This window comes from Sphingomonas sp. CD22, assembly GCF_034556155.1.
GTDB lineage: Bacteria > Pseudomonadota > Alphaproteobacteria > Sphingomonadales > Sphingomonadaceae > Sphingomonas.
The window spans coordinates 300,556-322,750 of the sequence record NZ_JAYDYX010000005.1; the positions used below are offsets into that span (position 1 = coordinate 300,556).

22 protein-coding genes and 1 pseudogene are annotated in these 22,195 nt (G+C 65.2%); 6 read left to right on the forward strand and 17 right to left on the reverse strand.

Annotated features, from left to right (window positions below):
* Positions 1-79 precede the first annotated feature (79 nt).
* The 3 genes from SFC76_RS12145 to SFC76_RS12155 form a co-directional block, all read right to left on the reverse strand.
* A complete protein-coding gene (locus SFC76_RS12145; RefSeq protein ID WP_322849725.1) occupies positions 80-2,389 on the reverse strand; it encodes a TonB-dependent receptor in 2,310 nt (769 codons plus the stop codon).
* Between the two features lie 120 nt (positions 2,390-2,509).
* The gene (locus tag SFC76_RS12150) at positions 2,510-2,872 is read right to left on the reverse strand and encodes a low affinity iron permease family protein (RefSeq protein ID WP_322849726.1); all 363 of its coding nucleotides are present in this window, start codon (positions 2,870-2,872) and stop codon (positions 2,510-2,512) included.
* A 781-nt stretch (positions 2,873-3,653) separates the two neighbouring features.
* Positions 3,654-4,337 carry a Crp/Fnr family transcriptional regulator gene (locus SFC76_RS12155; RefSeq protein ID WP_322849727.1) on the reverse strand — a complete coding sequence of 228 codons (684 nt, stop codon included), beginning with the start codon at positions 4,335-4,337 and terminating at the stop codon, positions 3,654-3,656.
* A gap of 82 nt (positions 4,338-4,419) precedes the next feature.
* Here SFC76_RS12155 and SFC76_RS12160 point away from each other — a divergent pair, with 82 nt between their 5' ends.
* Complete coding sequence (locus SFC76_RS12160) at positions 4,420-4,908, forward strand: DUF962 domain-containing protein (protein WP_322849728.1); 489 nt, start codon at positions 4,420-4,422, stop codon at positions 4,906-4,908.
* Here SFC76_RS12160 and SFC76_RS12165 read toward each other — a convergent pair.
* The 5 genes from SFC76_RS12165 to SFC76_RS12185 all read right to left on the reverse strand — a co-directional run bounded on the left by SFC76_RS12165 (position 4,905) and on the right by SFC76_RS12185 (position 11,549).
* Positions 4,905-5,507 (reverse strand): TetR/AcrR family transcriptional regulator, encoded by a 603-nt coding sequence (locus SFC76_RS12165; RefSeq protein WP_322849729.1) that lies wholly within the window; start codon positions 5,505-5,507, stop codon positions 4,905-4,907. The two genes, SFC76_RS12160 and SFC76_RS12165, sit on opposite strands and share 4 nt — an antisense overlap.
* Positions 5,508-5,593: 86 nt before the next feature.
* The gene (locus SFC76_RS12170) at positions 5,594-6,865 is read right to left on the reverse strand and encodes a D-arabinono-1,4-lactone oxidase (protein ID WP_322849730.1); all 1,272 of its coding nucleotides are present in this window, start codon (positions 6,863-6,865) and stop codon (positions 5,594-5,596) included.
* Complete coding sequence (locus tag SFC76_RS12175) at positions 6,862-8,025, reverse strand: MFS transporter (RefSeq protein WP_322849731.1); 1,164 nt, start codon at positions 8,023-8,025, stop codon at positions 6,862-6,864. The genes SFC76_RS12170 and SFC76_RS12175 overlap by 4 nt, the downstream gene beginning before the upstream one ends.
* Positions 8,025-10,271 carry a TonB-dependent receptor gene (locus SFC76_RS12180; protein WP_322849732.1) on the reverse strand — a complete coding sequence of 749 codons (2,247 nt, stop codon included), beginning with the start codon at positions 10,269-10,271 and terminating at the stop codon, positions 8,025-8,027. Before SFC76_RS12180 ends, SFC76_RS12175 begins: the two co-directional genes overlap by 1 nt.
* Positions 10,272-10,313: 42 nt before the next feature.
* Positions 10,314-11,549 (reverse strand): alanine racemase, encoded by a 1,236-nt coding sequence (locus tag SFC76_RS12185; RefSeq protein ID WP_322849733.1) that lies wholly within the window; start codon positions 11,547-11,549, stop codon positions 10,314-10,316.
* 168 nt (positions 11,550-11,717) lie between these two features.
* Between SFC76_RS12185 and SFC76_RS12190 the strand changes: the two genes are divergently transcribed.
* Genes SFC76_RS12190 through SFC76_RS12200 form a run of 3 tightly spaced genes read left to right on the forward strand, consistent with a single transcriptional unit; the run spans position 11,718 to position 14,129 of the window.
* A complete protein-coding gene (locus SFC76_RS12190; RefSeq protein WP_322849734.1) occupies positions 11,718-13,142 on the forward strand; it encodes a coniferyl aldehyde dehydrogenase in 1,425 nt (474 codons plus the stop codon).
* Entirely contained in the window at positions 13,139-13,912 is a 774-nt protein-coding gene (locus SFC76_RS12195; protein WP_322849735.1) for an SDR family NAD(P)-dependent oxidoreductase, read from the forward strand. The genes SFC76_RS12190 and SFC76_RS12195 overlap by 4 nt, the downstream gene beginning before the upstream one ends.
* 25 nt (positions 13,913-13,937) lie before the next feature.
* The gene (locus SFC76_RS12200; RefSeq protein WP_322849736.1) at positions 13,938-14,129 is read left to right on the forward strand and encodes a hypothetical protein; all 192 of its coding nucleotides are present in this window, start codon (positions 13,938-13,940) and stop codon (positions 14,127-14,129) included.
* 27 nt (positions 14,130-14,156) lie between these two features.
* Here SFC76_RS12200 and SFC76_RS12205 read toward each other — a convergent pair.
* A protein-coding gene (locus SFC76_RS12205) for an IS3 family transposase (protein WP_322849737.1) occupies positions 14,157-15,304 on the reverse strand; the annotation gives its coding sequence in 2 pieces (ribosomal slippage) (positions 14,157-15,043 and positions 15,043-15,304; 1,149 coding nt in all).
* A gap of 197 nt (positions 15,305-15,501) precedes the next feature.
* On the opposite strand from SFC76_RS12205, the gene SFC76_RS12210 reads away from it, so the two are divergent.
* Positions 15,502-15,840 carry a hypothetical protein gene (locus tag SFC76_RS12210; protein WP_322849790.1) on the forward strand — a complete coding sequence of 113 codons (339 nt, stop codon included), beginning with the start codon at positions 15,502-15,504 and terminating at the stop codon, positions 15,838-15,840.
* A 92-nt stretch (positions 15,841-15,932) separates the two neighbouring features.
* Here SFC76_RS12210 and SFC76_RS12215 read toward each other — a convergent pair.
* The 7 genes and pseudogenes from SFC76_RS12215 to SFC76_RS12245 all read right to left on the reverse strand — a co-directional run.
* A pseudogene (locus tag SFC76_RS12215) lies at positions 15,933-16,046 on the reverse strand (transposase); the annotation flags it as partial.
* A 717-nt stretch (positions 16,047-16,763) separates the two neighbouring features.
* Positions 16,764-17,510, reverse strand: coding sequence for an arsenical resistance protein ArsH (gene arsH, locus SFC76_RS12220; RefSeq protein WP_322849738.1), 747 nt, complete (start codon positions 17,508-17,510; stop codon positions 16,764-16,766).
* Positions 17,510-17,833 carry a YnfA family protein gene (locus SFC76_RS12225; RefSeq protein WP_322849739.1) on the reverse strand — a complete coding sequence of 108 codons (324 nt, stop codon included), beginning with the start codon at positions 17,831-17,833 and terminating at the stop codon, positions 17,510-17,512. The genes arsH and SFC76_RS12225 overlap by 1 nt, the downstream gene beginning before the upstream one ends.
* Entirely contained in the window at positions 17,830-19,116 is a 1,287-nt protein-coding gene (locus SFC76_RS12230) for an arsenic transporter (RefSeq protein ID WP_322849740.1), read from the reverse strand. The genes SFC76_RS12225 and SFC76_RS12230 overlap by 4 nt, the downstream gene beginning before the upstream one ends.
* Complete coding sequence (arsC, locus tag SFC76_RS12235; protein ID WP_322849741.1) at positions 19,116-19,544, reverse strand: arsenate reductase (glutaredoxin); 429 nt, start codon at positions 19,542-19,544, stop codon at positions 19,116-19,118. The genes SFC76_RS12230 and arsC overlap by 1 nt, the downstream gene beginning before the upstream one ends.
* Before the next feature lie 11 nt (positions 19,545-19,555).
* Complete coding sequence (locus SFC76_RS12240; RefSeq protein WP_322849742.1) at positions 19,556-19,888, reverse strand: ArsR/SmtB family transcription factor; 333 nt, start codon at positions 19,886-19,888, stop codon at positions 19,556-19,558.
* Positions 19,889-20,035: 147 nt separating this feature from the next.
* Positions 20,036-20,305: a metal-sensing transcriptional repressor gene (locus tag SFC76_RS12245; RefSeq protein WP_322849743.1), complete on the reverse strand. Its 270-nt coding sequence runs from the start codon at positions 20,303-20,305 to the stop codon at positions 20,036-20,038.
* A gap of 142 nt (positions 20,306-20,447) precedes the next feature.
* Here SFC76_RS12245 and SFC76_RS12250 point away from each other — a divergent pair, with 142 nt between their 5' ends.
* Positions 20,448-21,575, forward strand: a complete 1,128-nt coding sequence (locus SFC76_RS12250) for a nickel/cobalt efflux transporter (RefSeq protein ID WP_416222414.1) — start codon at positions 20,448-20,450, stop codon at positions 21,573-21,575.
* Positions 21,576-21,729: 154 nt separating this feature from the next.
* Here SFC76_RS12250 and SFC76_RS12255 read toward each other — a convergent pair whose 3' ends face one another.
* Positions 21,730-22,134, reverse strand: coding sequence for a MerR family transcriptional regulator (locus SFC76_RS12255; RefSeq protein ID WP_322849744.1), 405 nt, complete (start codon positions 22,132-22,134; stop codon positions 21,730-21,732).
* Positions 22,135-22,195 lie beyond the last annotated feature (61 nt).

Sequence of the window (22,195 nt, forward strand, 5' to 3'; positions counted from 1 at the left end):
GCCCAGTTCGGCGCGGGCCTTGGCGGCAGCGGAGCGACCTTGGCCGGCGCGTTCGCCAGCATGAGGGCGAGCAGGAACATCAGAACGTCACCGTGACGTCGCCGGTCACCGCGCGACCGGTCTGATAGAAATACTGGTCGAACGGCGCGGTCTTGCCGGTGCTGATGTTGGTGACCCTGCGCGAATCGAACAGGTTGTTGATCTCGGCGCCGATCCGCACCGGGCCGACATCGTAGCGCGCGGATAGGATCGCGACATTGTAGCCGCGGCTTTGATAGGTCGGATTGTCATAGGCGTTGCCGACAGCGACCAACCCCGCCGGATTGACGAAGAACTGCCGGCCCACCCATTTGTCGATCAGCGAGAAGCGGACCGGTCCGGACTTCACCAGCACACCGCCGGCCGCAGTCCATTCAGGCGCCTTGGCGACCTGCTGTCTTATGACGCCGTCATTGTCCGTCTTCGCGTAGTTGCGCGATCCGTTCGCGAACACCGCGACGCCGTGAGGCAACGCATAAGTGATCTGGCCCTCGACCCCCTTATACTCGACCGCGCCCTGGTTGAAGAACACCGTCCCCTCCCCCGGCACGGTCGATACGACAGACGTAAATTTGTTCGTGAAGTCGATCTTATAAACGTCGGCGTCGAGGCTGAGGTTGGCGCCGTGATAGACCGCGCCCGCCTGATAGTTGGTCGAGCGTTCCGGCGCGACGGTCGATAGCCTTGGGTTGGCGACGTAGAGCACGCTCAACGGCGGCGCGAGAAAACCTTGCGCGTATTGCGCATAGACCGACACCTTCGGGATCACCGCATAGTTGATCGTCGCGAACGGCAGGTCGGCGGTGTAGGTGTTGCTCAGCCGCTGGGCGTAGCGGGTCGTCTGGTTGTAGGCGGCGTCGATTCGGCGGTTTAAGTCGACATGCTTGTAGCCGGGCGTGATCGTCAGGCCGGGCAACGGCCGCAGCTCCAGCTCGGCGAATTCCTCGGTATGGTTGGTGTTGCTGTTCTGGTCGAACTTGACGTTCTGCGGGGTCGCTGCGCCCCCCACCGGATTGGTCACCGCCTTCTCGACGTAGTTCGGCGTGCCATCAAGCAGATTGACGTCGCGCTGCTGGCGATACGTGTTGGACCATTCGATCCACGCACCGACGGTCAATGCGCCGAACCCGAAGTCGAGGCGCGTCTTGGCGATATCGCCGAACATCCGGTATTTGTTCGTCTTGGTATAACCCGGTACGCCGTACGAGGTCACCGCTTTCGTCGTGCCGCCCGCCGGCGACACCGTAACGACGTTCGCCGCCGCGATCTGCGCCGCCGTGGCGGTCGCGAACAGCGTGACGTCGTTACCGCTCAGCGTCTCATTGTCGTAGCTGTAGGTGTAGGCTCGATTTTCGAACGTGGATCCCGGCGCGATCTCCGCCTCGAACTTGATCAGCTCGAAATCCGTCGTCTTGTGCGTGTGGTTGTACCTGTAATAGGTCTGCGATGCCGGATCGTTGTTCAGGCTGAAATATTTGCCGTATTGCGCGATCTGGCTCAGCGTTGCGCCATCATTGTCGGGCTGATTGAAATCGTTTTCGTTATACGTTGCCAATATCGTCAGCTTGGCGGCCGGCCCGATCGGGATCATCGCTTTGCCGAACACGTTGTTCGACGTGAACGGGCTATAGGTTCGGGCACCATCTGATTTCACGTGCTGTCCGCTCACCACGATCTCGGTCCCGCCGAGCGCGTCGATCGCACCCGACTGCGCCAGCCCGCGCAGCAGATAGGTATTCCAGGTGCCGTAGCTGCCCTTCAATTCCAGACCGGGCCGTTCGCGTGTCGCGCGGCTGAACAGGTTCATGTTGCCGCCGAACGTCGCCTGGCCAAGCTGGCTGGCATTGCCTGGTCCGCGATCGACGATCAGTGTTTCGATCGTGTTCGACGGGAAGAAGGTATTGGAATGATGCGTCGGGTCGTTTGTGTCGCCGAACGGCACACCGTCATAGGTGATGTTGTATTCGCCATCCTGGAAGCCACGGATCTGCGCCTTTGATTCCGATAGGCCGGCGCCATTCGCGTTTCCGGTGATCGACACGCTGGGCGAGATCGCGGCGATCTGGTTGAAGTCTGCCGTCGCCGGCAGCGAATCCTCAATGAAACTGCGCGAGATGACGGACTGCGGCTGCGTCGTCTGCAACGAGGCGGTGACGGGCGCGATACGGTTCGCCTTGGTTGCGGTGACGACGATGTCGGCGCCCTCGGCGATGCCGGCAGGCTGCGTCTGCGGATCGGCCGGACCAGCGCGAAGCGCGTCCTTCGCGAAACCCGCGCTCGTCAGCGAAAAGGCAAGCGCCAAGGCGCTCGCGCCGATGCGCAGGGTGCGCGTCGTCGTCACATCGGTCATGTTTGATTTCCCCACCCTTGTCAGATGAGGTGGGGCTAGTTTTACTCCATGACACTTTGTTTGCCGTTCCGTGGCAGTTGATCGCATTGGGATTTTGTAATCGCCGGCGAATACGGCGCGTCACGCGATGCCGCCGCGCTCCTCCAGTTCCTCTTCGGCCGCGTCGCCGTTGCGGCGCAGTGCCTCCAACTCCTCCGCCGATTTGGTCTCTATGCCCGCGACCGCATTGCGCGCGCCCTGCATCGCATAGACCAGCTCGTCCATCTTCAGGTGCAACGCCTGCTCGCTACGCCGCTGCCCGTTCAGCACCATCTGCGTCAGCGTGATCGACGCCACCGACAGGATCAGCGTCAGCGTGTTCTCGCCCGCCTCGCCGGCGCGCAGAAACCAGCCGGCGCAGAACAACGCGACGCCCATGATCGCGAGCGGCGCACCGGCCAGGTCGGCTGTCCGTCCGGCGATCCGGCTTCCGATTTCGTTCATCCGCTTTAGCATGCCGCCTCACCTTCCATATTCGAAACCCACCTGCTCCTGGCTCGCGGGCTTCGCCAACGCGGCCTCACGTGACCGGCGCCCCAAAGCACGAGGTTGTTACACTCCCGACCACACCCGGTCGATCGGGGGTGAAGTCGCGGCCGGTCAGCGGGACGAACATCGCCCTGCCCAGCGAACAGCGGTCGAAATGCCCGTCAGCAGCCTTGATGTAGACCTCGAGGGGCTCGGTCGCGGTCGACGGCCCGATGGACATCACAAGTCGCCCGCCGATAAGCAGCTGACACCCAGATAGGCATAGCGCCGCGCCTGTCGGGGCAGGCAAGCTTCGCGCGGCAAACGCACCTCCCCGGCGACCGCTGCGATGAGTACCGAATCGCCGCACACCCTGGGCAGAGCCTGCGCCGCAGCCCGTATTGACACGATCGTTCGGCCGCGCTCTGCCGCACCGTCGGCCGTGGTACAGCCTGTGCACAGCACAGGTATCAACAGCAATAGGAAAGGCTTTTCCGCAAAGACGGGAGCTTTCACCGGTCTGGCCGGCCGGCCAAACGATCAGTTCCGCCGGCGATCCCGACCCGCCGATCGGATCTAGACATCGATGTTTTCCTTCATCGGCTTGGTGGTGATCGGAAATGCGGCCGGCGAATGCCGCGACCGAAGCGAGGCTGGCGAGGTCAAGTTGCTCGACTGAATTACATCTGCAGGTCGGCAAGCATTAAGCCTTGCAAACAGCATACCTCTCACCTCGGTACCAAGGGAGATCGATCACTTATTCGCAGATTTGTCGTAACGCCGGAAGATTTACGATGTCTATTCGCCCATGATTGACGGCGATCACGCCATTCTGTTCGAGGTTTTTTAGAATGCGGTTGACCGTCTGACGGGAAAGGGAAAGCATCGCCGCGAGCTGCTCCTGCGACAGCCTTAGCGTGGTATGGCGCGCACCCGTGCCCCCATAGCCATCGACCATCATAAACAACCGGGTCGCCACCTGTTGCGGCGCGCTGAGCAGCGATGCGGCCTCGGCCGCTCGAAAACTGAGACGGAGTTTCTCCGTTGTCAGCCACGCCAGCTCGCGCCAATGATCGGGCCGCTGATCTAGACCGGCAAACAGCGGTCCGCGGGGAACGCAAAGCAAGATCGTTTCGCGCACCGCGATCGCGTCATGGGTGCGCGCCATGCCGTCGATCAGCGCGATCTCGCCGAACCACATGCCCGGCTGCACATGGATCAAGGTCGCGGCGTGACCGGCCGCATCGACCACACCGATCTCGACCGCACCGTCGAGCACCGCGTAAAGCCCGTCGGCAGCGTCGCCGCGCCAGAAGACCGGCGCCCCCGCCGCAAACCGCATCTCCCGCCCGTCCGCGAGCAACGCCGCACGGAAGGAAGGCGACAGTCGGTTGAACCACGCCCCCTCGGCGAAGATGGCCAGCATGGCGTCGCGGGTCACGGCGCGCTTCCGATGTCGCCCATGCGACAGTCGCAACCGCACGCATCAACTATCGTCATGCGACGACCAGAGGAGAAACACGATGACCGACCTCGTGAGGCATTTGTCCGTTTATGCCGACTATCATCGCGACGAACGCAATATCGCAACGCATATGCTCGGCATACCGCTGATCGTGCTGGCGATCGCGATCCTCGCCTCTCGGCCGGCGATCGCAGTGGGCGGGGGTATGTCGCTGACACCGGCGATGCTGCTGTCGGCGATGGTCGCGGTCTTCTATCTGAGGCTCGACCTGCGCTTCGGGCTCGTCATGACCATATTGCTCGCGCTGAGCTGCTGGGTAGGTGTGGCGGTCGCCGGCCTGTCCACCGGGGCGTGGATGGGGATCGGGATCGGCACCTTCGTGGTAGGCTGGGCATCTCAGTTCGTCGGCCATTATTTCGAAGGCCGCAAACCGGCGTTCGTCGACGATCTGTCCGGCCTGATCATCGGCCCGTTGTTCGTGGTGGCAGAAATCGCCTTTCTCCTGGGGCTGCGGCTGGAGGTGAAGCGAAGCATGACACCGCGCTAACCCGCCTCGCGATTGGCTTCGAGGACCGCGACGACCATCGTCTTGAATTGCGCGACGATCCGTTCGGTCATCGGCGGATCGACCGCGAGGGCCAGCCGCACCGCATGACCGGCGAGTTCGGTGATGAGCAGCGCCGCCGACAGGATCCGATCGCGATCGGACGACGATAGCAGGATCATCATCGGCGCGACCATGAAGTCGGCGGTGGCATGCGTATCGATCACGTCGAGTCGGCGCAGCTCCAGATCGGCCTGCGCCCCGGCCCACACCGCGATCGTCTCGGGATGGCTGCGATAATGGTTCACATACGCGTCGATGATCCGGTCGACGGCCTGTACGATCGTCGGCCGGCCGCCATGATCGGCGAGGAGCGTCTCCACCTCGGCGCGCAGCAGTTCGCCGACCTTTTCGAGATTGCGCAATACCAGCGCGCGCAGGATCGCGGGCTTCGACGGGAAATATTGATAGAGCGAGCCGATGGAAATCCCGGCGCGGCGCGCCACCTCGCGCATCGCGAGATCCTCGGGGTTCTCGGTGACGAGCAGCTCCTGCGCGGCGACGAGGATCGCCTCGCGGCGGCGGAGACTGCGCTCCTGCATCGGAAGTCGGCGTGGTTGGACCATGACGGGACCGCTGTGGCTTGCCACGCCGCCGAAGGCAAACGGCCGTTTGCCGCCGCGCCCTGTCACCCCCTAATGGCAAACAGCCGGTCAAAGAAGGCGTTGACGAACTTGCCCTCCGGATCGACGTCGCGGCGCACCGCCAGGAAGTCGGCGAGCCGCGGGTATAGCGCGTGCGCGCTTGCCGAATCGATTGTGTGGCGTTTCGCCCAGTGCGGCCGCCCGCCTGCGCCGCGCAGGATCGACTCGATCGCGGCAAACTCATCGCGCCACGGCATGCCGGCATATTGATGGACCGAAATCGACAGGCACGGGCCGGCGTGGAACGGGCTAAGCCAGATGTCGTCGCCCGCGACGGTGCGCACCTCGAACGGAAAGGCGAGCGGCAGCCGCACCTTTCGGACATAGCGGAGCGCCTCGCGCAACGTCGCCAGCCCGTCGGCACGCGGCACCTCATATTCCATCTCTTCGAAACGCACGGTGCGTTCCTGCGCGAATATCCGATAGGCGGGGCCGACGCGGCGCTTTGGACCGCCGATCGCGTGCATCATACCACGTTGCAGCATGGGGATCAGCCCCGGCCGGCGCCGCGAGATGTTGCAGGCGATTCGGAAGGCGCCCTCGTTGACGTCGTTGGCGTGACGATAGGGCCCCTCGGGCTCGACCGGATGCAGCCGCTTGAGGATGACGTGGTCCGCATAAGGAAAAACCCAGAATTCCATATGGCGCGACGCCGCCGCCAGCTCGTCGAACCGGTCGAGCGCCAGGGCAAGCGGCCAGCGCTCGACCCGCTCCTCGAGGTGATAGGCCGGCAGTACCGCGATCCGCATCGCCACGGCGACGCCGAGCAGGCCGAGGCCGAGCCGTTGCGCCTGGAACAATTCGGGTTCGGTCTGCGCGTCGCAGGTGACGAGCGTGCCGTCGGCGCGCATCAGCCGGACGCCGGTGACCTGCGTGGCGATGCTGCCGAGCGTCTCGCCGGTGCCGTGGGTGCCGGTGGCGGCGGCGCCGCCGAGCGCCTGCGGATTGACGTCGCCCTGATTGTACAGCGACAGCCCCTGCGCCCACAAAGCGTCGGTCAGCCGTGCGAGGCTCCAGCCGGCCGGCGCCCAGACCGAGCGGCGGTCGGCGGCGACCTCGATATCGCCTTCGAGATCGGCGAGCGACAGCAAGGTCCCCTCGGTCTGGCATAGCGGCATGAACGAATGTCCCGCGCCAACCGGACGCAGCCGTCGCGCGCCGGCGACGATCGTCGCCAGTTCATCGAGACCGCGCGGGCGCGCGACCGCGGCGGGGTGCGCGACGACGCTGCCCGACCAGTTGCTCCATTCGGTCATGATCGATCTTTCGGTTGGGCGGCGAAGGCGATCCCGCCCAGTCGCCGGAGAAGGGGAAGCAGCAGCACGATACCACCGGCGACGGTCAGCATCCCGGTGCCGAGGCGCAGGCAGCCGCGCACGTCGACATCGCCGACGGTCAACGAGGCGAGCGTCGGCCCGGTCGCGCAGCCGAGCAGCAGCGCCGCCGACCCGAGCAAGGCGGCGCGATGGCTGGGATCGACGTCGATCAGCAGCCGCGTGAAATACGGGCTGGCGAAGGCCCAGAGCAGCCCGAAGAGGATCGCGGTGGCGAGGAAGAGCGTGGCGCCGGGCAACGTCGCGAACATCGCCGCGGCGACGATCAGCACCAGCGTCGAGCCGAGCAGGACGACGCGGCATGGCCAATGCGGCACGCTCGCGGCACCCAGCGCGCCGCCGACCACCTGCCCCGCCAGTGCGAGCACCACCGCCAGCCCGGCGGTAGCGGGCGACAGCCCGGCCTGATGCGCGAGCGGTTCGAGATAGATCCAGATGGCGAGAATGCCGGCAAAGAAGCAGAAGGCGGCGACCAGCGCCAGCCAGCCATAGACGTCGGGCAATGCGGTTCCCCGTCCGGCGGCGAACGGCGACAGCCGGGCGGGCGTCCACAGCGCGACGAGCGCGACCGGCGCGCCGAGCGCCGCGAGCGCGAGAAATCCCGCCGCCGCGCCAAGCCTTTGCGCGACCAGCCCGCCGATCAGCGCGGCGCAGGCGAGCTGCGCCACCGTCTGGATGGTGAGATAGAAGCCCGCCTGCCGCGCCGGCTGTGCCGACCGGATGATCATCGCGGTGACGAGGCCGATCAGCACGCCGCTCGGCAAGCCGGCGAGTGCGCGCATCAGGATGACGCCGATGCCGGTGGCGCGGCCGGTCACGGCGTCGAGCATCATGATCGCCACCACGCTGCTCGGCGCCATCAGCCGCGGCGACACGTGTTCGACCAGCAGACCGGCGGCGCCCGCGGCAAGTCCCATCGTCACCAGTTCGGCGGTCGCGGCCAGCCCGAGCTGCGCCGCGGTGAGATGGCCCTCGGTGACGAGCGTACCGAGCAGCAGCGGCGCGAGCCCCGCCATCAGGATGCCATAGACCCCGGCGACGAAGGCGGCGACATAGGCCGCGCGGGTCGTGGGTGCCGCCATCAGTAGTGCGCCCGCAGCGACAAGCCCCAGGTCCGCGGCCGCCCGACGACGATCGCGTCGAAACCGAGCGCGGGCAGCGGCGTGATGTCGGAGATGACCGGCACGTCGAATAGGTTGCGGACCCACAATGCCGCCTCGTAACGATCCCCGGCGAACTGCCAGCCGATCCGCCCGTCGACGAAGGCGCGCGCGCGGTCGCCAAGCCGGGCGGCGTTCGACGTGTCGAAGAACACGCGGCTGCGATAGGACAGGTCGGCGCGCGCAACGAGCGCACCGCTGCCGATCGGCTTACGATAGTCGGCGCTCGCCTGTGCGCTGACCCTGGGCGCCGATGGCAGGCGATTGCCCGAATAGTCGGCGCCCTGCGAGATGAAGTTGCGATAGGTGGCGTCGAGCAGCGAGGTCGAGGCGGCGAGGTTGAGCCCGTCGATCGGTCGCGCGGTCAGTTCGATCTCGGCACCGTAGATCCGCGCCGCCGAGGCGTTGGTGAAGAGCTGTGTCGTGATGAGCCCCTGCACCACCGAGGTATAGACCTGCAGATCGCGGTAATCGTAATAGAAGGCCGAGAGGTTGAGGCCGAGCCGGCGGTCGAGCCATTGCGTCTTGGCACCCACCTCATAAGCATCCACCGTCTCGTCCTTATAGGGGCCGATCAGCGACGGATCCTGCGCGAAGCCGCTGAAAAAGCCGCCGCTCTTGGTGCCGCGATTGTAGCTCGCGTAGACGTTGGCAGCATCCGAAAAACGGTATTGCAGGCCCGCGCGGCCCGACCACGCGCCGAAGGTCTTGGCATCGGCGAAGGTGAACAGGGTGATGCTGCCGCCGGCGGCGCTGGCGCGATAGGTGAAGTCCTTGCGATCGGCGGAATACCGCAGGCCGCCGGTCAGCGTCAGCCGCGGCGTCAGGTCGTAATCGAGCTGGCCGAAGGCGGCATAGCTGTCGGTCGCCTGTCGCGATGGCCAGGCGAAGTCACCGATTCCCGCGGTGAGATCGACTCCGCTCGGATTGTCGGCGGTCGGCGAACGCAGGCCGGGCAATACGTCGAGCGATGAGGCGTTGCGGATCAGATCGTGCGCATAATAGAGACCGGCGACGTAGCGCAGGCGGCCGTGGCCGTTCGACTGGAGGCGCAATTCCTGACTGACCGTGTCCTGCCGGGTGATGTAGGCGGCGACGACGACCGGCACCGGGCTGGCGTCGGTATCCTCCTGATCGTTGCGGGTGGCATGCTGGAATCCGGTCACTGCGATCAGGCTGACCGTGCCGAGATCGACCGACAGCGTGTTGCCGACGCCATAGAGGCTGACCCGGTCGCGTCCCTCGAACCGATAGGCGCCCTCGTAGAGGTTGCGGCTGGTATTGGCGTAGCCGAGGATGTTGGTGCATTGCCCCGAGGTATAGAAAGCCGGCGCGCACAGGCTGTCCGCTCCTGTCGCCGCCGCGGTCTGCGGGATCAGCGAGCGGGAATAGGCCTGAAGCGAGCCGCCGGTCGAGCGGCTGGCGTTGACGGTGAGATCGTCGGTGATCGTGCTCGACGGCGTGACGTGCGCGCTGCTGCGCACGGCCCAGCGATCGACGTTGTTGCCGCGATCGCCGGTGAGCGTGTTGCGCATATAGCCGTCGTCGCGCTGGTAGAGGCCGGCGACACGCACCGCGAGCAGGTCGGGTACGACCGGCGCGCTCATCCCGCCCTGCAACGTCACCGCATCGAAGCGGCCGTAATCGAGCGACAGGTCGCCCTCGGGCGTATCGCCCGGCTTGCGCGTGGTGACGTTGATCGCGCCGCCGGTGGTGTTGCGGCCGTACAGCGTCCCCTGCGGTCCGCGCAGCACCTCGACCTGCCCGAGATCGAAGAAGGCGTCGCGCTGCGCCAGCGTCGAGGCGACGTAGACGCCGTTCACGTAGATGCCCACCGCGCTGGCGGTCGCCGGGTTGAAGTCGTTGAGGCCGACGCCGCGGATGAAGATGCGTGGGTTGGCGCCATTGTCCGCCGAGCGGATCTGGAGGCCGGGGACGCGGCCAGACAGATCGAGCACGTCGGCGATGCGGCGTTCGCGCAGGTCGTCGCCGGTGATCGCGGTGACGGCGATCGGCACGTCCTGCAACCGTTCGGAGCGGCGCTGCGCGGTGACGACGATCTCGCCGTCGGCCGGTGCCGCGGGCTGATCGGTGGTCTGCGCCCGCGCCCCGGTCGATCCGGCCAGCGCGATGGCGAGCATTCCATATCGGTTTCCGTGCCGTGTCATCGTCATCCCCTTTGCCGTTGGCGCAAATCCTGTCTTTGCAGGTCAGAAGAAGCAGCGGCCGTCGCCGCGATAGGTCGCGACGCGGTCGACGATCGCGCCGCCACGCAGGAGCAGCAGCGTCTCGAAGCGCTCGCAGAGCTCGCCTGCCTTGGCATGGCGGAAGAAAACGGGGGCGCCGATCGGCAGGGCGCCGGCGGCGGCGAGCCGCACCGGCGTCTGCACCTCGCCGCCGCCCTCGTTGGCGAGCAGCGTCGCGCCTGCCGGTAGCCACGGCTTGGGCAGGCGGTCGGGCCCGATCGGGCCGGAGGCCGGATAGCCGCCACCCGCGCAGGTCACCATCCCGGCCGTCGGACGGCGCGTGACGGGCAGCGCGAAGCCCGCGGCGGGCTCGCCGAGGTGGACCGCGTAATGATCGAACAGCCCCGGCAGGTAGAAGCCCGATCCCGCTGCGAGTTCGGTGACGCTGGAGTCGCGCGCGGTGCTCTCGAAGCTGCCGGTGCCGCCGCCGTTGACGAAGCGCAGCCGGTGTCCGGCTGCTACCAGCGCGGCGACGATCGCGCCGCGCCGCCGCCGGACGTCGCGGATCGAACGGGCCTTGAGCGTGCGGATGATGCGGTTGCGCACCGCCTGGCCGGGCACCGCGTCGTTGAGACCGGCGATCTGACCCTCATAGCCCATCACCCCGTCAAGCCGCAGATAGGGCCGCCGCGCGATTTCCGCGGCGAGCGCCAGCGCCGCCGCCGGGGTCGCCACCGGCGAGCGATAAACGCCGAAATGCACGCCGGGGAATGCGGTCGACGCATCCATGTCGATCGCCACCGGCAGCGAGGTCGCGGCCGCGGCCGCGCAGGCATCGATGATGTCGAGCTGGTCGACATGATCGACCATCAGCGTGATCGACGCGCCACCGCGTACCGCCGCCGCGACCAGCGCGATCTCGCTCGGCTCGACGGTTGGGTAGGCGACAACGAGATCGTCGAACCCCAGCCCCGCCAGCCACGCCGCTTCGGCGGGCGAGAAGCAGAGCAGGCCCTGCAGATAGGGAAAGCTGGCGATCAGATATCGCAGGATCGCCACCGAGCGGATCGATTTGGTGACGAGCCGGACCGGCAGTCCCGCCGCACGCGCGCCGAGCCGCTCGCCGTTGCGGTCGAGCGCGTCGAGATCGACGAAGGCGGCGGGCAGCCGCTCGCCCGCGAGCGCATCGGCATAAAGGCGGTAGGCATTGGCTGCGGACGCACCGGTCCGTGCCGACGCGACGCTCGCGCGATCGACCATGTCGCTCCTCTCCATCGTATCGACCTCTTCACCGAGTCGATACGATCACCCTATCATTCTTTATGAACTATGCTACATTTATATGTGAGCATCGATCTTGTTATAGCCTGTCTGGCTGCCATAGGGTCGCAAGGTGTCGCCCGGCGACGCATGATGGAGAGGATGGACATGACCCCCGACTTGCAGGCGTTGCACGCCGCCTTCGACCGCCAGTATCGCGCGTCGCGCGAGGAACCCGCCGCCGACCTTGCGACGCGGCGGGCGCTGCTGGATTCGCTGCACGGCCTGCTGGTCGACGAGCGTCCGGCGCTCGCGCAGGCGATCTCGGACGATTTCGGCGGCCGTTCGCGGAGCGAGACCGACATATTGGAGATCGTCCCGCTCATTACCGCGATCCGCCACGCCCGCGGCCATCTGAAACACTGGATGCGCGACGAACCGCGGCGCGTCGATTTGAGCCTGAAGCCGGGCAGTGCCTGGGTGCGGTACGAACCGCTCGGGGTGATCGGCGTGATCGCGCCGTGGAACTATCCCCTGTTCCTGACGCTCGGGCCGGCGCTCGATGCACTCGCCGCGGGCAATCGCGTGCTGATCAAGCCATCCGAATCCTCACCCGCCTTCGCGGCGCTGCTAGCCCGGCTGGTGGCGGAGCGGTTCGACGCCGACCGGCTGACCATCGTGACCGGCGGGGTCGAGATGGCGCAAGCCTTGTCGGGCTTGCCGCTCGATCACCTCGTCTTCACCGGATCGACCAATGTCGGGCGCCATATCCTGCGCGCTGCCGCCGAGCATCTGACACCGGTGACGCTCGAACTCGGCGGCAAATCGCCGGCAATCGTCGCCCCCGATTACGCGATCGAGCGCGCCGCCCGATCGATCGCCTTCGGCCGCTATCTCAACGCCGGCCAGACCTGCGTCGCACCCGATTATGCGTTGGTACCGGCCGCTTCGGCGCGGCACTTCGCCGAGGGCGTGCTGGCGGCGGCAGTACGCCGCTATCCGTCGATCGCCGACAACACCGATTACAGCAACGTCATCGATGCGCGCCACCACCGGCGACTGACCGATGCGATTGAGGAAGCCCGTCGCTGTGGTGCCGAGATACTGACCCACCCTGCCCCGGCATCCACCAGCCATCGCATCGCGCCCACGGTGGTGCTCGGCGCACCCGACGATTGCACATTGATGCGCGAGGAAATCTTCGGCCCCGTGCTGCCGGTGAAGCCCTATGCCACGCTCGACGCGGCGCTGGCCTTCGTCCGTGCGCGCCCGCGCCCGCTCGCGCTCTATTGCTTTGCCGATGGCTCGGCGACGCAGCGTGCGATCCTCGACGGCGCGACTTCGGGAGGGGTCACGATCAACGGGACGCTGCTCCATGTCGGCCAGCACACCTTGCCCTTCGGCGGGATCGGCGCGAGCGGCATGGGCGCGTATCACGGCCGCGACGGCTTCCGCCGGTTCAGCCATGCGCGCGGCGTCCACAAGGCTGGCCCGATCAACATGTTCGAACGGCTCGGGCCGCCCTGGGGTGCCACCGCGCGACTGACGATGCGCCTGCTCGCCGGGCTGAAACCGATCGGCGACGCGCGATGATCTTCACGGACAAGGTCGTGCTCATCGTCGGCGCGTCGAGCGGGATGGGTCGCGGCGTCGCGCTGCATCTGGCCACCGAAGGCGCAACGATCGTCGCGACCGCGCGCCGCGAGGCGAAATTGCAGAGCCTCGCCGCCGAGATCCTCTTGCAAGGCGCGCGATGCGCGATCCATCCCGCCGACGCCCGCGACGCGGCGGCGGCCGCGGTGGTCGTCGCCGCGACCATCGCGCAATTCGGGCGAATCGACCTGCTGTTGATGAACGTCGGCGGCGCGCCCGATCTCGACCTGCGCACGATCGGCGCGGGCGAGGTCATCGATTATATGCGGAGCAATTACGATGTCTGCGTCCATTACCTGTTTCCCGTGCTGCGCCAGATGATGCGACAGCGCGACGGGTTGATCGCGCATACCAATTCCCTCGCGGGGTTGATGGGCGTGCCGCTGCAAGGCCCCTATTCGGCCGCCAAGGGCGCGATGCGGTTGCTGATGGACACGTGCCGCATCGAATTCGCCGATCACGGGATCCGCTTCGTCAGCATCTATCCCGGCTTCGTCGCGACCGAACGGACGCAGGCGCACGACATGCCGTCCCCTTTCGAGATTTCGGAGCGGCAAGGCGTCGCCCATATCGTTCGCGCGCTACGCCGCGAACGCCGCGATTATCGTTTTCCCGCGGTGACCAGCTGGCTCGTGAGGCTGGCGACCATCCTGCCCCGGCCGGTCGTGACGATGCTGCTGCGCCGGCGGCTGCGCGCGGCGCGGCGATGACCACGGGCCAATCGACCCGCTGAATATGGCGACGGGTGAGACCCGACATACCTTCCGCACCATGGTTTCCGCCCCGCATGACTTGCACCATGCACCGCCAGTGATTGCGGATCTCGACCTTCTGTTGCGCGGCGGCGCGACCGGGTTGCTGATGCTGGCGGCGGTGATGTCCGCGCGCGCGTGGTTCGACGATGCGTTTCGTCCGACGCCCGTCTGAGCTGCTGCCGGTCCGATGGACACGAGGTTAAGCTACCTGCGCCTGCCGTTCGAAGTCCATGGGGCTGAGATAGCCCAGGGTCGAGTGCCGTCGCGTCGGATTGTAGAAGCGCTCGATGTAATCGAACACGTCTGCCTTCGCGTGATTGCGCGTGCGGTAGGTTTTGCGCCCGATCCGCTCGGTCTTCAGCGAGGAGAAGAAGCTCTCCATGGCGGCATTGTCCCAGACGTTGCCCGAGCGGCTCATCGAGCAGGTCACACCATTGTCCGTCATCAGCCGCTGGAACTTCTCGCTCGTGTATTGGCTGCCCTGGTCCGAGTGGTGGAGCAGGGCATCCGGCTTTCCGCGTCGCCAGATCGCCATCATCAGTGCGTCCGTGACGAGTTGCGCGATCATGGTGTCACTCATCGACCAGCCGACGACCCGGCGCGAGAACAGGTCGATGACGACGGCGACGTACAGCCATCCTTCGGCAGTCCAGATATAGGTGAAGTCGGCGATCCACCTCTGGTTGGGCGCTTCAGCCGTGAACTGGCGGTCGAGGATGTTGTCGGCGATGACCGACCGCAGGCCGTCGTCCTTCGGCAGCCCACGGCGCCGCGGACGCGCCTTCAGGCCTTGAACACGCATCAGCCGCTCGATGCGATGAAGACCACATGACAGGCCTTCGGCCAGAAGGTCGTGCCAGACGCGGCGCGCACCGTACGTCCGATAGCTGGAGATGAAGCTGGCGCGCACCTTGGCGCCGAACTCCTCGTCGCTCCGGGCGCGGGCACTGGGTACCCGAACCAGCCAGGCGTGAAAGCCGCTGCGCGAAACACCGAGCGCTTCGCAGATCCATGATACGGGCCAGATCCCCCGGTGCTTCGCGACGAACTCGAACTTCATATCGAGTCCCTGGCGAAGTACGCCGCCGCTTTTTTTAGGATGTCGCGCTCCGCCTTCATCCGGGCCAACTCGCGGCGCAGCCGCTCTATCTCCTGCTGCTCGGGTCTCATCACCCCATGGCCGGGAAACGCCGATCCCGGGTCCGCTGCCTGCTCACGCACCCACTTGCGCAGTACGTTCTCGTGCAGGTCCAGATCGCGGGCCGCTTGCGATACCGATACCCCGCGCTCCCGAACGAACTTCACCGCCTCGAGCTTGAACTCGCGGCTGAACTTCCGTCGTTGCATCCACACCCTCCGGTCTCAAAAACACCTTATCTCGGTGTCCACGAAACCGGCAGCAGCTCAGTCGACCTCAACCTCGCGGCGGCGTTCCTGTGCTGCACGCGGTACGCCAGCCTGCAAGCGCACGGGTGGACAGCGCCGGTCGTGGGGCTGGACGTCGCGGTCTATCTGAGCGGGATGGTCTTCGCGATCCACGCGCAATGGCTGTGGCATGGCGCAACCTGTCGGGCGATCTGGCGGAGGCGCGGCGAAAGACGCGGACGATCTTCGTCGTATCGATCGGACTCATCATCCTGTGGCTGCTGGGCAGCGTGATCGTCGGCCGCGCGACGGGGGAATTCGCGCTCTCGCGCATCGCCTCCGCGGCCGGCCTGTCCATGGGCTCGTCGACGATCGCCGCGCTACTGTTCGGGTTGCGGCACCCCGAAGTGTTCCCGCATCCGCCCGACGGCGTGTCGGCCGGCCCCCCGACCTTGCCAGCGCCCCGGTCCCCGAACCACTCGCCCCCGGCGTCGAACATGGTCAGGCGCGGCCGATGACGGAGAAGCGCGCGTAACGGGATCCCGACCTGACGATCGCCATGATCGCCGCGCCCGTGGCAACACCGGAATATCGCGTAAGGCGGCATATCAATGGCGGCCTCGGCTACCGCATGCTCGCGGTACACATCGGCGGTCTTCATCCCGCCCTCCCGCTCGCGCAGCACCACGATGATCTGCTCCTCGCTGAATCTGGTCTTCTTCACGCCCGTCTCCTCACGAAGCCGGACTCTAGCTCAAACCGGCGGAGTTCAGGGAAGCACGTCAGGTGGGATCCTCCTCCCGCGAAAAAGCTTCCGTCTTCTATCCTACGAATGGCAGCTAACTGCCTCGCAGCGCGAAAAGCGGTCATTCCGTTAACCACCATGAACGTTCGGCCGCTTTGAATATGCTACATAGCGCGCAGCCAGCGGCTAGCGTGCCGTGCTACGATGCGAAGTAAGCACTTGAATTATCTGCGAGTGATATTGGTTGCGGGTTCGGCGGGGGCGATTTGAACCTGTCAAGGCAACGTGTTGAACTTGCACGACATCCCGGTGGACGGCTTTCGAGCGCTGCTTACGAGACAACAAAAAAACCCCGCCATCCTATTAAAATGACAGGGCTTTTGAGAATTACGTTGGTTGCGGGGACAGGATTTGACCGCTGTAGAACACGATTCCGACTGGTCGGCGGAACCATCGTAGCCATGGCGAATGCGCAGCAAGACTTCATTATGTCCCATGGTTAGGCTTCCTTCAGATGCTATTTGTCCAATGCGGCACGCCAAGTGCGAAGTGAGCTATGGCCCCGCGCCCATGCACTGCACTTAGCCCGTAGAGTGCCGCAGCCCTCCCCCGGAGGCCCGCCAACGCAGGCACACAAAGGCGGCTGCTCGCCGCGCGCCGACAGTTTCGCGTCGACTAGCCTTAAAATCTGTGAGGCTATCCTTGCCGGGCGGTCGCGATGCTCGACAGATCCGTCGCCGTGTCGATCGGCACGCCGGCTTCCTTCCGTTCCGAGTAGCGATCGACGAGCTGGACCGCATGAGGGCGCAGCAGCACCGTGAACCGCACCAGTTCCTCAATCACGTCGACGATCCGGTCATAGTAGCTGGATGGCTTCATGCGCCCGGCATCGTCGAACTCGTTGAATGCCTTGGCAACGCTCGACTGGTTCGGGATCGTAACCATCCGCATCCAGCGGCCCAACACGCGCAGCGTGTTGACGCTGTTGAACGACTGCGACCCCGCCGACACCTGCATGACCGCCAGTGTGCGCCCCTGGGTCGGTCGCATCCCGCCCATCGACAATGGCAGATGATCGATTTGCAGCTTCATGATGCCGGTGATCTGGCCGTGCCGTTCAGGGCTGCACCACACCTGTCCTTCCGACCATAGCGACAACTCTCTCAGTTCGTGGACGGCCGGATGATCGTCGCCAGCGTGTTGGTCAGGGAGCGGCAGGGTGGACGGATCGAAGATGCGCGTTTCACACCCGAAGAAGCGAAGCAGACGCGCCGCTTCCTCGACGCACAGCCGCGAAAAGGAACGTTCGCGCAGCGAGCCATAGAGTAACAGGATTCGTGGCGGTGGATCACCAGCGCCGAGGCCAAGAGCAGGCCGTTCGATCGCATAGCGTCGATCGAGCGCGGGCAGATGGTCGGGGTCGGAAAGTGTTCGAACAGGCATCAGGCGGTTCGTGGTCCCAAGAGGATGATGCAGGTGCCGATCAGACAGAGCGCCGCTCCACCGACATCCCAGCGATCGGGCCGCACGCCCTCGACGGTCCAGAGCCAGGCAAGCGATGCGCAGATGTAAATGCCGCCGTAAGCGGCATACGCCCGTCCCGCGGCATCGCTGTCCACGTGGGTCAGGAGCCATGCGAACAGGATCAGTGAGACGACGCCGAGAGCAAGCCACAAGGGTGACTTTCCCATGCGAAGCCATGCCCAGAAGGCAAAGCATCCGGCGATCTCGGCAAGCGCCGCGCAGATGTAGATCAGGGCTGTCATCCGATCGCGATCCTCAATGCCAAGGCGGCAAGCGTGACCAGCAACACCGGCACGGTGAGCGTTACGCCCACACGGAAGTAATAGCCCCAACCGATCCGCACGCCCTTCTGGCCGAGGACATGAAGCCATAGCAGCGTCGCGAGCGAGCCGATCGGCGTCAGCTTGGGGCCGAGATCGCAGCCGATGACGTTGGCATAGATCATCGCTTCCTTCACCGCGCCCGTGGCGTGGGTGGCGTCGATCGACAGCGCGCCCACCAACACGGTCGGCATGTTGTTCATCACCGACGACAGGACGGCCGCGATCACGCCCGTCCCGAACGCAGCGCCCCACACGCCGCCTTGAGCGGTGCGATCGAGCAGCGCGGCCAGATGATCGGTCAGTCCCGCGTTCCGCAGGCCATAGACGACCAAGTACATGCCCAGCGAGAAGATCACGACCTGCCACGGTGCGCCGCGCAGCACCTTGCCGGTCTGGATCACGTGGCCCCGCCCAGCGATCACCAGCAGGAGAATAGCGCCGGCAGCGGCGACGGCGCTGACCGGCACGCCGAGGGGTTCGAGCAGGAAGAAGCCGGCGAGCAACAGCGCCAACACGATCCATCCGGCGCGGAAGGTCGCGGGGTCACGGATCGCTTCGCGGGGCGTGCGGAGCGCGCCGACGTCATAGTCCTGCGGGATGTCGCGCCGGAAAAACAGCAGCAGCGCGCCCAGCGTGGCGGCGATCGACACCAGGTCGACCGGCACCATCACGGACGCATACTCGCCGAAGCCGATCTTGAAGAAGTCGGCCGACACGATGTTGACGAGGTTCGACACGACCAGCGGCAGGCTGGCCGTGTCGGCGATGAACCCGGCAGCCATGACGAAGGCCAGCGTCGCCTTGTCCTTGAAGCCCAGCGCCCGCAGCATGGCGATGACGATCGGCGTCAGGATCAGCGCCGCGCCATCGTTGGCGAACAGTGCGGACACCGCCGCGCCGAGCAGCACGATCAGGACGAACAGGCGGCGACCATGCCCCCTGCCCCATCGCGCGACGTGGAGCGCCGCCCACTCGAAGAATCCGGCTTCATCGAGCAGCAGGCTGATTACGATGATCGCGACGAACGCGGCGGTCGCGTTCCAGACGATGCCCCACACGACCGGCACGTCGGACAACGTGACGACGCCCGCGAGCAGCGCCACGACGGCGCCGCCCATCGCGCTCCACCCGATCCCGAGGCCTTTGGGTTGCCAGATGACGAGCGCGATCGTGGCGACGAAGATCAGGACGGCAAGAAGCATCAGGCGATGCGCTGGCCCGAGGCATCCACCACCTGTTGTCCGTCTTCCTTCGCGAACGCGCCGAGCTGATCGCCTGGCAGCAGATCAAGCACTGCTTCGGACGGCCGGCAGAGCTTCACGCCGAGCGGCGAAACGACCAGCGGTCGGTTGATAAGGATCGGATGCGCCATCATTGCGTCGACCAGCGCATCATCGGACAGCGACGTGTCGCCCAGGCCCAACTCTCCATAGGGCGTCCCCTTCTCGCGCAGCAGCTCGCGGGGCGTGATCCCGGCGCGGTCGATCAGCTCGACCAGCAGTGCGCGCGAGGGCGAGGTTTTCAGATACTCCACGACATGGGGCTCGATGCCGGCATTGCGGATCAGGCCGAGCGTGTTGCGCGACGTGCCGCATTCGGGGTTGTGATAGATGACGATGTCGACGGCCACGGGACGTCCTTTCAGCAGCAAGGGGTAAGCTCGGCGATCAGCGGGGCACACAGCTCCGCACTACCGGCGCAGCAATCCTTGACGAGGAACAGTGTGAGCGCGCGCAGGCCACCCAGATCGGCACGGTAGATGATTGAGCGGCTATGCCGTTCGGATCGTACCAGTCCGCCACGGGCCAGAATGCCGAGGTGTGCTGACATGGTGTTTTGCGGCACTTCGAGTTGGCGGGCAATTTCGCCCGCCGCCAAGCCATCCGGCTCGTAGCGCACCAACAGGCGAAACACGTCTAGACGTGTCCCTTGTGCGAGCGCACCGAGTGCTAAGATTGCCGATTCGCTTTCCATATATCCAGCATAGCGGATATTAACGGCAGTGGAAGTCTCGCAGTGACATTCGGCACGAACCGCTACCGGCGATGCTGGGGAATCATCGAAGCTGCAGAGGGACGAGATCGCTGGTAGCGACGACGTTCGGCTTCGTTCTGAGCCGTATCACCAATATTTCGAGATTGCTCGAAACTGTTCCACCGCGGCCTTGGTCCCTTCGCCCTCTTCCGCGTGGACAAGGCAATGATCGATATGGTCGTTGATGAGCGCGCGCTTGGCGCTGGCGATAGCATTCTCGACCGCCTGAAGCTGCTGCGCGATGTCAACGCACGGGCGCTCCTCCTCGATCATGCTGACGATGCTCCGAAGGTGGCCGGTCGCACGGTTCAGCCGCTTGATGATCGCAGGATGACTGGAATGATCGCTGTGGGCCATGTCATTCCATGTAGGACATTCCTTGAACGATTGTCGAGCATCCCCCCAGGGGGATAGACTATATCCCCCTGGGGGGATATGGGGGCCCGACCTCGGCACCCAAGCACAGCTATCGTTTGGACGCCCTGACACATCGGGAAACATGATGACCTCGTTTGCAGACCTCGTTCAACAAGGCAGCACCAACCTTTGGTTATTTATACCGAGCGCGCTTCTGCTCGGTGCGTTGCACGGCCTGGAGCCGGGCCACTCCAAGACGATGATGGCCGCGTTCATTATCGCGGTGCGCGGCACGGTCGGCCAAGCCGTGCTGCTCGGTCTTTGCGCAGCGTTGTCGCATACTGCGATCGTTTGGGGGATCGCGCTCGGTGGACAGTATCTTGGCCGGGGCATCAACACCGAGACGACCGAGCCTTACCTATTACTCGGCTCTGCGGTCATCGTACTTGGCATCGGCCTCTGGATGGTCTGGCGCACGCGTGCGGACCAGAAGGCGGAAGCGGCCCACGATCACCATCATCATCATGGCGAGGATGAGGTTCGCTCGATTGATACCGGCCACGGCATGATGCGTCTCGAAATCTTCGAGGACGGCGTACCGCCTCGCTGGCGCGCGCACTTCGGCAAGGGCGGTTGGAAGGCGGATGACGTGACCGTCACCACGACCCGCGACGAGGGACGGTCGCAGACCTTCCGCTTCGTCGATCGCGGCGACTTTATCGAGAGCGTTGAAGAGATCCCCGAGCCGCACGCCTTTGCAGCTCGGGTGTCGCTCGGACATGGCGGTCACAGCCACGACTATGATCTCACATTCGCCGAACACGATCACGACCATGGGGAGCCGATGGACGGTCTCAAGGTGACGGGCGACGATGCCTACATGGACGCCCACGAGCGCGCCCATGCCTCCGACATCAGTCGCCGTTTCGCCGACCGGAAAGTTACGACCGGCCAGATCGCGCTGTTTGGCCTCACGGGCGGGCTTATCCCCTGCCCTGCAGCTGTAACCGTTCTCCTGCTCTGCCTCCAACTCAAGCGCCTCTCGCTGGGTGTCGTGTTGGTCAGCGCGTTCAGCGTCGGCTTGGCGGTCACGATGGTCAGCGCAGGTGTGATCGCCGCGCTCAGCGTCAACCAGATCCAAAAGCGCTGGTCCGGCTTCGGCGATTTCGCGCGCAAGGCACCGTATGCATCGGCCGGCCTTATGCTCGTAATCGCCGGCTATATGACCTATTCCGGTCTGAGCGGACTCAGCCGTATTGGTGCGATCTAATAAACTCCACGTAGCGAAGCAGGCGTAATGACCAGCGGCCGATTGATGAGGACGGGGTGCGCCATCAGCTGATCGTCAGAAACAACGTGTTGCCTGGGCCAAGCCCCGCACAGAACGTTGTCTTTTCGCGGAGCAGCTAGCGGTCGGTGGTTGCCTAGACGGGCGGCGCCAAGGCTTCGATGATCCGGCAATCAGCAACGGTGTTGCGGCTACAGGAATCGATCAGCGTATCTAGTTCGCCTGCCAGCGCCGTCAGGTCGGCGATCTTGCGCGTGATGGCGTCGCGGTGTTGGTTGGCAATGACGTCGACAGCCATGCATGATTGGTCTCGCCGATCGGCAAGCCCCATTAATTCCCGCACCTGATCGATCGAGAAGCCGAGATCCCGCGCGCGCCGGATAAACGACAGGCGGCGAAGATGCGCGGCGTCATACGTCCGGTAGTTCGCTGCCGAACGCGCCGGTGCCGGCAGCAGACCGATCTGCTCATAATAGCGGATCGTCTCGACCTTGGTGCCGGTTGCCCCAGCAAGTTTTCCGATCGTCAGTTTTTCGGACATCGCGCTTGACCCTCTAGCGACTAGAGGGTGCATATAGGCTGCCAGATCGATTCTATCGAGG

Bases quoted from the DNA above. Each gene is read 5' to 3' on its own strand.
- SFC76_RS12145 (WP_322849725.1), bottom strand. From the start codon at position 2,389: ATGACCGATGTGACGACGACGCGCACCCTGCGCATCGGCGCGAGCGCC.
- SFC76_RS12150 (WP_322849726.1), bottom strand. From the start codon at position 2,872: ATGAACGAAATCGGAAGCCGGATCGCCGGACGGACAGCCGACCTGGCC.
- SFC76_RS12160 (WP_322849728.1), top strand. From the start codon at position 4,420: ATGACCGACCTCGTGAGGCATTTGTCCGTTTATGCCGACTATCATCGC.
- SFC76_RS12165 (WP_322849729.1), bottom strand. From the start codon at position 5,507: ATGCAGGAGCGCAGTCTCCGCCGCCGCGAGGCGATCCTCGTCGCCGCG.
- SFC76_RS12170 (WP_322849730.1), bottom strand. From the start codon at position 6,865: ATGACCGAATGGAGCAACTGGTCGGGCAGCGTCGTCGCGCACCCCGCC.
- SFC76_RS12175 (WP_322849731.1), bottom strand. From the start codon at position 8,025: ATGGCGGCACCCACGACCCGCGCGGCCTATGTCGCCGCCTTCGTCGCC.
- SFC76_RS12180 (WP_322849732.1), bottom strand. From the start codon at position 10,271: ATGACACGGCACGGAAACCGATATGGAATGCTCGCCATCGCGCTGGCC.
- SFC76_RS12185 (WP_322849733.1), bottom strand. From the start codon at position 11,549: ATGGTCGATCGCGCGAGCGTCGCGTCGGCACGGACCGGTGCGTCCGCA.
- SFC76_RS12190 (WP_322849734.1), top strand. From the start codon at position 11,718: ATGACCCCCGACTTGCAGGCGTTGCACGCCGCCTTCGACCGCCAGTAT.
- SFC76_RS12195 (WP_322849735.1), top strand. From the start codon at position 13,139: ATGATCTTCACGGACAAGGTCGTGCTCATCGTCGGCGCGTCGAGCGGG.
- SFC76_RS12200 (WP_322849736.1), top strand. From the start codon at position 13,938: ATGGCGACGGGTGAGACCCGACATACCTTCCGCACCATGGTTTCCGCC.
- SFC76_RS12210 (WP_322849790.1), top strand. From the start codon at position 15,502: ATGGCTGTGGCATGGCGCAACCTGTCGGGCGATCTGGCGGAGGCGCGG.
- arsH (WP_322849738.1), bottom strand. From the start codon at position 17,510: ATGCCTGTTCGAACACTTTCCGACCCCGACCATCTGCCCGCGCTCGAT.
- SFC76_RS12225 (WP_322849739.1), bottom strand. From the start codon at position 17,833: ATGACAGCCCTGATCTACATCTGCGCGGCGCTTGCCGAGATCGCCGGA.
- SFC76_RS12230 (WP_322849740.1), bottom strand. From the start codon at position 19,116: ATGCTTCTTGCCGTCCTGATCTTCGTCGCCACGATCGCGCTCGTCATC.
- SFC76_RS12240 (WP_322849742.1), bottom strand. From the start codon at position 19,888: ATGGAAAGCGAATCGGCAATCTTAGCACTCGGTGCGCTCGCACAAGGG.
- SFC76_RS12245 (WP_322849743.1), bottom strand. From the start codon at position 20,305: ATGGCCCACAGCGATCATTCCAGTCATCCTGCGATCATCAAGCGGCTG.
- SFC76_RS12250 (WP_416222414.1), top strand. From the start codon at position 20,448: ATGATGACCTCGTTTGCAGACCTCGTTCAACAAGGCAGCACCAACCTT.
- SFC76_RS12255 (WP_322849744.1), bottom strand. From the start codon at position 22,134: ATGTCCGAAAAACTGACGATCGGAAAACTTGCTGGGGCAACCGGCACC.